2 protein-coding genes and 1 pseudogene are annotated in these 12,809 nt (G+C 60.2%); all 3 read right to left on the bottom strand.

Going from position 1 to position 12,809, the window contains the following annotated elements; genetic code table 11:
- Positions 1 to 2: 2 nt before the first annotated feature.
- Positions 3 to 1,292, bottom strand: coding sequence for an MFS transporter (locus ACFSOY_RS00840; protein WP_386043391.1), 1,290 nt, complete (start codon positions 1,290 to 1,292; stop codon positions 3 to 5).
- A gap of 74 nt (positions 1,293 to 1,366) precedes the next feature.
- Positions 1,367 to 7,777 carry an amino acid adenylation domain-containing protein gene (locus tag ACFSOY_RS00835; RefSeq protein ID WP_386043389.1) on the bottom strand — a complete coding sequence of 2,137 codons (6,411 nt, stop codon included), beginning with the start codon at positions 7,775 to 7,777 and terminating at the stop codon, positions 1,367 to 1,369.
- A gap of 42 nt (positions 7,778 to 7,819) precedes the next feature.
- Positions 7,820 to 12,808 (bottom strand): annotated as a pseudogene (locus tag ACFSOY_RS21240) (amino acid adenylation domain-containing protein); the annotation flags it as partial.
- Position 12,809 lies beyond the last annotated feature (1 nt).

Below are 12,809 nucleotides of genomic sequence, written 5' to 3'. Positions count from 1 at the left end.
AATCACTGTGCTGCAGAATCTGTTTGAAGCGGCAGATGGTGTTTCTTGCCCAAGATGCGGCGCAAAAAGAGCAGCGTCAGCATGGCGAGCAAGAACATCAGCACACCAGCACCGATGAAGACGGGACCAACCGAATAGAACTCGGCCAAAGTGGCTCCGATCGCCGGGGCGAGCAGCGTGACCGCATTTTGCATCGATGCCGATACGCTGGACACACGGCCGATCAGATGCTCCGGCGTTTCAGTTTGCAAAAGATAGCCGAACGGCACGGTGGCGACCGCACCGCACAGACCGAACAGCAGGAACAGGATGCTCCACAGGGGGAGCGCAAGCGTGAAGATCTGCAGACCGCCGAGCCCGATCACGATGTTGAGCAGGCCGGCGAGCAGACCGACCAGCGCCATCAGGCGCAGCGGCGATTTTCGCCAGGATTGCACCGACCCGGCGAGCAAGGCACCCCCTACGCTCCCCAAGCCGATCACGCTCATCATCAATCCATAGCCCGATTCGCCAAACCCGATCCCTTTTGCCCAGATGACCAGCAGACCGTCATAGAGGAAGACGAGAAACATCCCGATCGAGATCAGCAGGATCGCCACTGTCAATTGCCGACTGCCGGCGATGTGCGCAAAGCCCGCCTTGAGCTCGGTCAGGAACTTGCCCTTTTGCGGTGCGGACTGCGTGCGGCCGTCCCCTGTCGGCAGCGGAGCTTTCGGGCGCTCCATCTTCGGCAACCCGGTCAGCACGAGCAAAGCGAGGAAGACGAGGCCGGCTTCGATGGCAAAAATCGTTTTGGTGCCGATAAACGGGATCAGCGCTCCGCCGATAGCCGGAGCTGCGATCATCGTCAGGTTGAGCGACAGTTGGCCGACCGAGATGGCGCTTGCCAACTGCTCTTTGGGCACCAAGCTGCGCACCATCGCCTGACGAGCTGGGAAGAACAGGGTGGCGAGCGTTGCCCGCAAGAAGACGATCACCAGCAGCGCGTAAAAGTTCGGCACGAAGATCAGTCCAAGAATCAGCAGGACGCGCAGCCCGACGATGGTGAGCACAAAGCCTTTCAGCGGCAGACGGTCGACCCAAACGGAGAGAATCGGGCCCAAGACGACCATCGGAATGCCCAGTGTGACCATCAGAGTAGCGGTTGAACTCGGCCCGAGGCCCCATTGATAGACCAACAGCACCATCAAGGCTGTGATATCCAACCAGTTGCCGAAACCGGAGAGGATATCTCCGATGACCAGCCTGCGGTAAGAACGAAGTTTGAGTGGAGCCAGCAAGGAGGAAGACATGGCGAAACCACCTTTTGGTTGATTTGGTAGATCGGTTGCATCGATGAAAATGCTTTCTTGGCGTTACGGTTGCCTTACTCTGTTTCCTCTGCGCCCATCTTCAAAATTTCGTCAAACAAGAGATCGTCGATCACGCTCGCAAGCGTCTCGACTGTGTGCGCTTCAAACAGACGTTGCAGCGAGATCTGGAGCTGGAAGGCCGCATTGAGCCGCGAGACGATCTGTGTGGCGAGCAGCGAGTGACCGCCAAGTTCGAAAAAGTCGTCGCGGGCGCCCACTTTTTCCACGCCGAGCACCTCTTCCCAAACGCTTGCGACCACCTCTTCCACAGGGGTGCGCGGTGCCACATATTCGCGCTTGGCGATCCCCTCCTGCGGCGTGGGCAGCGCTCGGCGGTCAAGCTTGCCATTTGCCGAAAGCGGGAAACGCTCCATCCGCACGAACACAGAAGGCAACATGTACTCGGGTAAACTCTCGTGGAGGAACTGACGCAGCTGACCGCTTTCCACTTCCCCGCTTCCCTGCTCCGTGATAAAGTAGGCGACCAACCTTTCGATGCCTGCATCGGTGCGGACGATCACCACAGCATCCTGCACCAGAGGATGGCGAGTCAGCGCTGCCTGCACCTCTCCCAGCTCGATGCGCAATCCGCGCAGTTTGACCTGATTGTCCAGGCGGCCGAGAAATTCCAGCGTGCCGTCAGCGAGCAATCGCGCTCTGTCACCCGTCTTGTAGAGGCGCTCCTCCGGGCGGAATGGATTCGCCAGAAAGGAGTCTGCCGTCAGTTCCGGGCGGTTGAGATAGCCGCGGGTCACCCCCGCACCGCCGAGGTAGACTTCCCCAGCCACGCCGATCGGAACGGGATGCTTTGCTTCGTCCAGCACGTACAACCGATTGTTCGGAATCGGACGGCCAGCCAGCATCTCAGTACGGACGAGGTCGGTCGGTTCGAGCTGACGGTAGGTCGATGTCATCGTACATTCGGTCGGACCGTACTGGTTGACGATCACAACGTCCCGATGAAAGGCGGCGCGCGCTTGCTCCACCACCGAGCGGTACAGCACTTCGCCGCTGGTCAGCACCAGGCGAACACTCTCCGCGCGAACGGCTGCGCTCTCGGTCGCTTGGGTCAGCGCCTGCAGCAAGGTGGGCACGATGCTCAAGAGCGCCGTCACACGATGTTCTTGCAACGCTGTGAGCAAAGCTGGTGGATGCTTGATCACCTCGTCTGGCACCAAGATGACATGCGCGCCGGTGATCAGCGGCCCCAGCATGTCGCGGACAGAAGCATCGAAAGAGTACGAGGCGATCTGCAACACCCGATCCTCAGCGTCGAGGCGATACGTGTTGGCGATGTACTGCAAGTAGTTCACCGCGCCGCGATGCACGCTCATCACACCTTTGGGCGTGCCGGTCGAGCCAGATGTATAGGTCACATAGGCTAATTGATCTTCGCTCGTTCGCAGTTCTGGATTGTCATCGTTTTGGCTGAACGGACTGTTCTGCGCATCGAGCGGAACGATTGTTCCGTCGAAGTCTGGCAGTCGGTCCGCCAGCGTCTGCTGGGCGAGCAACAGAAGCGGCTTGGCATCTGCGATCATGAAGCTCAGACGATCGCGCGGATAGGTTGGATCGAGCGGCAGATAGGCACCGCCCGCCTTGAGCACGCCCAAGGTGGCGGTCAGCATCGCCAGTGAGCGTTCGGTGCAGATGCCGACCAATACCTCGGGGCCGACGCCCGCCTCACGCAGCGTGTGAGCGATGCGGTTTGCCTCGCGGTTCAATTCTGCGTAGGTGAGTGTCTGGTCGCCAAACGTTGCAGCAGGTGCGTCGGGGGTCTGTGCCGCTTGTCGCTCGAACAGCTCGTGCAGAGAGGCGGGCGACCGATATTCCACGTCGGTGTCGTTCCACTCGATCAGCAGTTGGTGCTGCTCAGCTGCCGAAAGGAGCTGCAAGGAGGTGAAAGGCTGATCTGGCTGATCGACCATCGCCTGCAGCAGGCGCTCAAAGTGTGCGATCATCCGCTTCACCGTTTGTCGATCGAACAGGTCGGTATTGTAGGTCCAGGTGCCGCTGATCCCTTCTGCCGTCTCGGTCAGGCCGAGCGACATGTCAAACTTGGATACGGGGCGCTCAAACTCGATGTCTGTCACCGTCAACCCCTGGAGCGAGATCGATTGGCGCGGGGTGTTCTGCAACAGAAACATCACTTGAAACAAGGGCGAGCGGCTCCGATCTCGTTCCGGCTGCAACTCCTGAACCAGTTTTTCAAAGGGGACGTGCTGATGCTCGTAAGCGCCGAGCGCAACCTTTTTGACGCGCTGAAGCAATTCGCGGAAGCTAGGCTGTCCTGACAGGTCGGTGCGCATGACCAGCGTGTTGACGAAAAAGCCGATTAAGCCTTCCGTCTCCTCTCGTCCACGACCGGCGACCGGCGTGCCGACCGCGATGTCCAGTTGGCCGCTGTAACGAGCGAGCAGCGATTGAAAGGCGGTCAACAGCGTCATGAACAGCGTAGCGCCCTGCTCGCGGGAAAAAAATTGCAATCGCTCAGACAGCTCCGGCGACAAGCTGAAGCGTTCATTGGCACCGACATGTGTTTGCACCGCCTTTCGCGGGCGATCGGTCGGCAATTCCAACGGCGAGAGTTCTCCTCCGAGCTGTGTTTTCCAATAGGAGAGCTGTCGGTCTAAGACGGAGCCTTGCATCCACTGGCGTTGCCAGCAGGCGAAGTCCGCATACTGGATCGGGAGTTCCGGCAGCGGTGACCGTTCCCCTTGGGCAAAAGCTTGATAAAGCTCGCACAGCTCGCGTGTAAACACGCCCATCGACCAGCCGTCCGAAATGATGTGGTGCATGTTCAGCAGGAGCACATGTTCATCTGTATCCACCTTCAGCAAAGCGAAGCGGACGAGCGGCCCTGCCTGCAGATCGAAGGGGCGCTCGCTGTGCGAAAGAATCAACCGCATCTGTTCGGCTGTTCGCTCCTCATCCCCCCAAGCGGTCAAGTCGGTCAGCTCGATGTCGAGGCTGGCAGGCTCGCCGATGATCGTGTACGGTTCGCCGTACTCCTCCGCAAAGGTGGTGCGCAACGCTTCGTGGCGCCTGACGATCTCACCGATGCTCTGCGCCAGGATGCTTTTGTCAAGTTGTCCGCGCAGCCGCACCGCGTACGGAATGTTGTAGGCGGACGAACCTGGCGCTATCTGGTCGAGGACCCACAGGCGATGCTGAGCAAAGGAAAGCGGTAGTGAGTCGCCGCGATCGAAGGCGAGCAGCGGCGGCAGAACTTCTGTTTCGACCTGGCTGTTCGCCCGGTCGATCCAGATGGCCAGCTCAGATGCTGTCGACGCTTCAAACAAGCAGCGCAGGGGCAACTGCCTGTCAAAGGCGGTGCTCAAGCGGGACACTGCCAATGTGGCCAGCAGTGAATGACCGCCGAGCGCAAAGAAGTCGTCATGGATGCCGACTTGCTCTTTGCGCAGCACATGGGCAAAAACTGCGACGACGATCTCCTCCTCCGGCGTGCGCGGCGCCGTGTAGCTTGGCGTCATGTCGGCCAGATCAGGCTCTGGGAGCAACTTGCGATCCACCTTGCCGTTCGCGGTGAGCGGAAGCGTTTCCAGCGTGAGAAAAGCGGACGGAATCATATAGTCGGGAAGCCGTTCTCGCAGATTGTGGCGGATCTCGCCGAGATCCACTTCGCGATCCGCTTCCGGCACGAGATAGGCGACGAGACACTTGTCGCCCGACGCATCATCGCGCGCGATGACCATCGCCGTCTGCAGCCCCGCCTGTTCCATCAGCACCGCTTCAATCTCCTCTAGCTCGATGCGGAAGCCGCGCAGTTTGATCTGGTGGTCGAGGCGGCCTTTGAACTCAAGCGTTCCATCTGGCAACCAGCGCACGAGGTCGCCGGTGCGATACAGGCGCTCCTTTTTGCCGCTATTCAGTTCGATCTCGACAAATTGCGCAGCGGTCAACTCGATGCGGTTATGGTAGCCGAGGGCGAGACCGTCACCGCCGATGTACAGCTCCCCCGGCACGAGAGTTGGTGATGGCTGCTGCCGAGCATCGAGCACATAGGCGCGCGTGTTGGCGATCGGGCGACCGATCGGAACGGTAGCAGCGAGCTGTGCTGCGGAGGTCACCGTGTGGGTGCAGGCAAAGGTGGTACATTCTGTCGGCCCATATCCGTTGATCAACGCTGTGTTCGGAAGCGCATTCAAAAGCTTTTTGACATGCGCGGTTGATAAAGCATCTCCCCCAGCGAGCAATTGTCGCACGCCGGCAAGGTCTGCGAGCTGTTCGTCGACCATCTGGTGGAACAGCCCGGCTGTCAACCATAAGGTGGTGACACCAGCCGTGCGCACCGTTTGGCCAAGTTCTTGCAGCGATGGCCGATGCGGCGGAAAGATCACGAGGCGTGCACCGTTCAACAGGCTTCCCCATAGCTCGAAGGTCGCGGCATCAAACGAGATGGATGCCACCTGCAGAAAGACTTCATCAGGCCCAAAGCGCACATAGTCGCTCGCTCGCACCAGGTTGACGATCGACCGATGAGAGACGACCACCCCTTTTGGCTGACCGGTCGAGCCCGATGTGTAGATCGCATACGCTCGTTGGTGTGGATCGATCTCGATCTGCAGGTCTTCCCCGCTCTCCTCTGCTGCCGCCGCCTCTTCCGTTTCGATGCAGAGCGGTCGAGCCTGGGTGCCCTGCAGACGATCGAGCAGGTGGGTTTGTGTGAGCAACAGGCTGACCTGTGCGTCGTCGAGCAGATAGGAGACGCGCTCCGCAGGGTAGTCCGGATCGATCGGAACATAAGCAGCTCCAGCTTTTAAGATGGCGAGCAACGCCACCACCATCTCGGGGGATCGCTGCATGCACAGCCCGACAAACTGTTCTGGCACCACGCCATGCTTTTGCAACGAACGGGCCAAGCGGTTCGCTCTTCGGTTCAATTCGCCGTAGGTCAGTTCGACCTCTTCAAAGGAGATCGCCACTCGCTGCGGCGCGCTCTCCACCTGTCGTTCGAACAATTCGGATACTGAGCAAGACGGATAAGAAATAGCCGTATCATTCCATGTATGAAGCAGCTGATCGAGCTCCCAGTCGGACATCAGGGCGAGCTCTGCAACCGGACGGTGTGGGTCTTCTACCACCCCTTGTAACAGCGTTTGCGTATACCTGATGATCTGTTGGATCGTCCGGCGGTCAAACAGGTCTGTGTTATAGGAAAAATGGCCGCAGATGTGGTCGCCGAGGTCCTGAAAGGTGACAGATAGGTCAAATTTGACAAGGCTGTGCTCGAACTCGACCGGGCTTGCGGTCAAGCCGGGCAGGTCGATCGACCGATTAGATTCGCTCTGCAGAGCAAACATCACCTGAAACAGCGGGGAACTGCTGCGGTCGCGCTCCACCTGCAGCTCTTTAACCAACTGCTCGAACGGAATGTCTTGATGCGCATACGCATCGTTCGTCCGCTCCGCCACGCGGGCGAGCAACCGCTCAAAACTCGGTTGATCTGACAGGTCGGTACGAATGACCAGCGTGTTGACAAAAAAGCCGATCAACGACTCTGTCTCTTCGCCGCTCCTGCCAGCGATCGGGGTGCCGACCGCAATGTCGTCCTGACCGCAAATGCGGGAGAGCAGCGCTTGAAACGCAGCCAGCATCGTCATAAACAGGGTGGCCGACTGCTGGTGACCGTACGTTTTTAAAGCCTGAGTGAGCTCCACAGAGAGCTGAAAGCTCTCTGTGGTTCCCCGGTTGCTCTGAACGGGCGGTCGCGGGCGATCAAACGGCAATTGCAACATCGGCGGCGAGCTGCCCAGCTGTTCGGTCCAGTAGGACAGCTGCTCGTCCCACACCTCCCCTGCCAAATATTCACGCTGCCAACAGGCATAATCGCCATATTGAATCGGCAGTTCTGGCAGCGGTGACGGCAGATTTTTGGAAAATGCATCATACAGGGCGGTCAGTTCGCGCATCAGCACACCGAACGACCAGCCGTCCGAGATGATGTGGTGCATGGTGAAGAGCAAGACATGTTCTTCTTCAGCAAGGCGCAACAGCTTAGCGCGCAGCAGCGGGCCTTTTTCCAGATCGAACGGAGCCGCAGCTTCGGCGCTGGCCAGCTCCTGCACTTGCCCTTCCGACACGGTGAGGATCGGCAACGTGAAGTCTGTGTCGGTTGCCACGACTTGAATCAGTTCTTCCTCCTCCAGCTCGAAGGTGGTGCGCAACACTTCGTGCCTTGCTACGATCTCGCGAATGGCCGCTTCCAGCGCGGTCGAATGAAGTCGGCCCTGAAAGCGCACAGCAAACGGGATGTTGTACAGCGCGTTTGTTTCTAACAGCCTGTCTAAAAACCACAACCGTTGCTGGGCGAAGGAGGCTGGGAAAACGAACACCTCCTCGCCTGCCCCCTCTTCTGTCATGTCGACGTCAGCAGCGGCCGCTTCGCTTGTAAATTCTGACATGTGAACACCTCCTCTTTCTCTTTCGCTGACGATCTCTAGCGATCATCGCTTGCGGCGATGGGCATCACGAGATCTTCCTTTGATCTGCGGACGCTGGGCGATCTGCCCGGCTTGCTGCTTCTGCTCGATCACCGCTGCCAGTTGGCTGATCACCGGCGCTTGCAGCAAGGAGAGCAAAGGCAACTCCACGCTGAACTCTTGACGGATGCGCGAAATGATCTGCGTGGCGAGCAACGAGTGACCGCCGAGCTCAAAGAAGTTGTCTTCCGCCCCGACCTGTTCAAGATCGAGCACATCCGTCCAGATCGCAGCCAGCTTTTCTTCCACCGGGGTGCGCGGTGCCAAATACGCTTGGCTCTCCGCTGCGGAAGGTGTCCAGGCCGGCAGCTGGCGGCGATCCACTTTGCCATTCGCGTTGAGCGGCAAGCGATCGAGCAGCATAAAGCCAGATGGCACCATGTAGGCGGGCAGCTTGCTCTTCAGATGCTCGCGGAGCGAACCGACATCGACCGACTGCCCTTCTGCGAGCACCGCATAGGCGATCAATCGTCTGTCCGCACCGTCCTCGTCGACGATGACGACCGCTTGTTGTACCTGGTCATGTTCGATCAACGCCGTTTCGATCTCCCCAAGCTCGATGCGGAAGCCGCGAATCTTCACTTGGTTGTCGATGCGGCCGAGGAATTCCAGCGTGCCGTCAGCCAGTCGGCGCACGAGGTCGCCGGTGCGATACCAGCGGCTGCCGTCGCGCTGGACAAATTTCTCCTCGGTCAGAGCAGGTTGGTTGAAATAGCCGCGCGTGACCCCAGGGCCGCCGATGTACAGCTCGCCAGGCACACCGTTTGGCACCAGCTGTCCATATCGGTCACAGACCTGCAAGCGCGCATGGTTCATCCGCCTGCCGATCAGGAATCTGCCGGACAGCTCCGCGTTTGCCACCGGGTGTTGCGCACAGATGATCGTCCCTTCGGTCGGACCGTAGAGCACATGGATCTCGCTGTGCGGGAACACCTCTTGCAGCATGGAGAGCAGATCGGGCGGCACCGCATCGCCCCCGGTGAAAATTTTGCGCAATTTGCTGTAGAGAGCCGCATCGCCCGCTTGTTCCCGCACCGTCTCGGCAAGTTGCCGCATCAGGCTCGGAACGGCATGGATCGCCGTGTACCCGCTCAAGTCGCGGGCGAGCCGCGGCAGGTCGAGCGTGTGCTCTCGGGTCAGGATGACCGAGGTGCCGCCGTGCAGCAACGGGTTCATCAGCTCGAACAGCGCGATGTCAAACGCGGCCGACGCGATCCACGGCATGATCTCACCTTCGCGGAAGGCAAATTGCTCACCGCTTGCGCTCAGCGTGGCGATCAGGTTGCCATGTTCGACCATCACCGCTTTCGGACGGCCGGTCGAGCCCGAGGTGTAGATCATATATGCCAGATGATCTGCCGTGTTTTGCAGCGAGAGGTTGTCTGCCGGCTGGGCGTCGATTTCTGTCTGCTCCGAGTCGAGGCAGACGACAGCAGCATTCATCTGTGGCAGTCGGTCTCGCAAGTGCGACTGCGTGACGATCACCGGAGCTTCCGCATCCTCAAGGATCAGTTGAATGCGGTCATCCGGATGTGCGGTGTCGAGCGGCACATACGCTCCTCCCGCCTTGAGAATCGCCAGCAGACCGATCACCAGTTCGAGAGACCGTTCGACGTACAGGATGACGCGAACTTCTGGCCCCACCCCGCTCGCCCGCAGGTGGTGGGCAAGCCGATTGGCCCGCTCGTTCAGCTCGCGGTAGGTCAGTTGCTGCTCGGCAAAGCTGGCTGCCGTGTGCGCAGGCGTGCGGAGGACCTGCTGTTCAAACAGCTGGTGCACCAGTCCTGCCGGTGCCGGAAGCGCCAAGTTTTCCCCCTGCAGCGTCTGCAGTTCTCGCTCGGTGAGGATCGGCAGCGTGGCGATCGTCGCCTGTGCATCGCCAACGATTCCGCACAGCAACGTGTGGTAATGTTCGGCCATTCTGGCGATGGTCGCCGCTTCAAACAGGTCGATGTTGTATTTCAAGTTGCCTTGCAGTCCGTCTGCCGTCTCTTGGAGGTTGAGTTCAAGGTCAAACTTGCTGAAGCGGTTGGGCGTCTCGATGCTGACAAAGGACAGCTCGGGCAGTTCAATCGAGTGGAACGGCGCATTTTGCAGCGCGAACAGCACTTGGAACAACGGCGTGCGGGACACATCGCGCTTCGGCTCCAACTCCTCGACCAATTTTTCAAACGGCACATCTTGATGCGCGTAGGCGCCGAGCGCTGTCTCGCGCACCCGACCGAGCAGTTCGGTGAACGGCGGGTTGCCCGACAGGTCGGCGCGCAACACCAACGTGTTGACGAAGAACCCGATCAGTCCCTCCGTCTCGCGGCGAGAGCGTCCGGCGATCGGCGTGCCGATCGGCAGGTCGTCTTGTCCCGTATAGCGTGCGAGCAGAGTGACGAAGGCGCTGAACAAGGTCATGAACAGCGTAACCCCGTTCTCTGTTGACAGCGACTGCAACGCTTGCAAAAGCGGAGCAGGCAGTTCGAATTGGACGATCGCGCCGCTGTGCGTCTGCACGGGCGGGCGCAGCTTGTCGGTGGGCAGTTGCAACACAGGCAGTTCACCGCCGAGTTGCTTCGTCCAATAGGACATCTGCTCTGCAAGCGCCGTTCCTTGCAGGGTACGGCGCTGCCAGACGGCCACGTCCGCATATTGCAGCGGCAAGTCGGCAAGCTGCGCCGGGCGGTCGGCCGATATCGCCGAATAGAGCTCGGTCAGCTCGCGGACGAACACATCGATCGACCAGCCGTCGGAGATGATGTGATGCATCGTCAGCAAGAGCACATGTTCGTCAGGCGCTGTCTGCAGCAAGGCGGTGCGCAAGAGCGGACCTTGCGCCAGATCGAACGGCGTTTGCGCCTCTCGCTCGATCTGTTGCAGCACTGTCCGCTCCAGCTCTTCCGCTGCCAGTCCGGTCAGATCGGTAAGCGGCATGTCGAGCGTGAGGTGGTCGCAGATCACTTGCACAGGCTGACCGTCGATCTCCGCAAACGTGGTGCGCAGTGCCTCATGTCGTCTGACCAGCGCTTGCACGCTCTGCGCAAACGAGCGGGTGTCAAAGCGACCTTGAATGCGCAGTGCAACCGGAATGTTGTACACGGCGCTGCCCGGCATCAGCCGGTCGAGCAGCCAAAGCCGCTGTTGCGCGAAGGAGAGCGGCAACCTGTCCTCGCGCGACGCTCGTTCGATCGGCTGCGCCGCGAGCCTTCCTTCAGCTTGGGCACCAAGCAGCGCAGCGAGGGCGGCTGCAGTCGGCGCTTCGAACAGGATGCGCAGCATAACCCCCTCCCCGAACTGTTCGCGCATTCGGGAGACAGCCTGCGTCGCCAAGAGCGAATGACCACCCATTTCGAAGAAGTTGTCGTAAATTCCGACCTGCTCGACACCGAGCACCTCGGCAAAGATGCGGGTGACCACAGCTTCCTCTGGAGTGCGCGGTGCGATGTAGCCCGCTTCGCTCACCGCGTAGGCTTGCGGTGCAGGCAGGGCGCGCAGGTCCGTTTTGCCGTTTGCAGTCAGCGGAATCGCTTCCAGCGAGACAAACGCGGCAGGGATCATATAGTCGGGCAGCATCTCCTGCAGATGCGCCCGCAGTGTTGCGCCGTCGATCTCCTCGCCTTCCCTGCTGACCAGATAGGCGACAAGTCGCTTGTCCCCTGGCAGATCTTCGCGAGCGGTCACGACGGATGCGAGCACCGCCGGATGTTTTTGCAAGGCGCTTTCGATCTCACCCAGCTCGATGCGGAAGCCGCGGATTTTGACCTGCTGGTCAATCCGGCCATAATACTCCAGCTCACCGCTCGGGAGCAGGCGCGCGAGGTCGCCCGTCTTGTACAGTCGTCCTCGCTCGGCAAACGGATGGTCGATAAACCGTTCCTCGGTCAGTTCAGCACGGTTGAGATAGCCGAGCGCCACCCCTGCCCCGCCGACGTACATCTCGCCGACCACGCCGGGTGGCACCGGGCTGAGATGGCGGTCGAGCACATAGACCTCCAGGTCGGGGATCGGCACGCCGATCACACTGCCGGCCGCTCGTGTGACATCTTCGATTCGGATCGGTCGGTAGGTGACATGCACGGTGGTCTCCGTGATGCCGTACATGTTGATCAGCGACGGTTGACGATCGCCGTGCTGGTCAAACCAGGGTTGGAGCGCCTGCAGTTCTAACGCTTCGCCGCCGAAGATCACATAGCGCAGGGGGAATGGTTCAGATCCATCGCGCTCGATCTGGGCGTGCATCAGCTGGCGGAAGGCGGACGGCGTCTGGTTCAACACGGTCACCCGCTCCTTGAGCAACAGCTCGCAAAACTGTTCCGGCTGTCTGCTGATCCAGTACGGTACGACGACCAGACGGCCGCCGTAGAGCAGCGCGCCCCAGATTTCCCAGACTGAGAAATCGAACGCGTACGAGTGAAACAGCGTCCACACATCGGATGCATCAAATTGGAACCAGTGCTCCGTCGCTGCAAACAGACGACCGACATGACGGTGCGAGATCAAAACGCCTTTCGGTCGGCCGGTCGAACCGGACGTGTAGATCACATAGGCCAGACTGGACGGCGTGGCCCCGCTCAACAGGTTGGCGGTGCTCTCCGCCGTAAGCAACTCCTCCGCGTCGAGGACGACAGCGATGGCTGCATGCGAGGGCAGGGTGTCCAGATGCTTCGCTTCGGTGACCAGCACCTGCACGCCCGAATCCTCGATCATAAAGGCGAGGCGATCTTGCGGATAGGTCGGGTCGAGTGGCAGGTAGGCACCGCCCGCTTTTAAGATGCCGAGCAGTCCGATGATCGTCTGCAGCGAGCGCTCCACGCACAGGCCGACCAGCATGTCTGGCACCACGCCGACCGCTTGCAGGCGATGGGCCAATCGGTTGGCCCGCTCGTTTAGTTCCCGGTAGGTCAGACGCTCCGCTTCGTAGACCACCGCCACCGCGTCGGGGGTGCGGGCCGCCTGCTGCTCAAAC

It is taken from the genome of Tumebacillus lipolyticus (genome assembly GCF_042682745.1).
Taxonomy (GTDB): Bacteria; Bacillota; Bacilli; order Tumebacillales; family Tumebacillaceae; genus Tumebacillus_A; species Tumebacillus_A lipolyticus.
Note: the sequence above shows the minus strand (reverse complement) of the source record. Positions and strands in the feature narration are given on the sequence as shown.

Excerpts from the sequence above, each read along its gene's own strand:
- ACFSOY_RS00835 (WP_386043389.1), bottom strand. The coding sequence starts at position 7,777 with ATGTCAGAATTTACAAGCGAAGCGGCCGCTGCTGACGTCGACATGACA.
- ACFSOY_RS00840 (WP_386043391.1), bottom strand. The coding sequence starts at position 1,292 with ATGTCTTCCTCCTTGCTGGCTCCACTCAAACTTCGTTCTTACCGCAGG.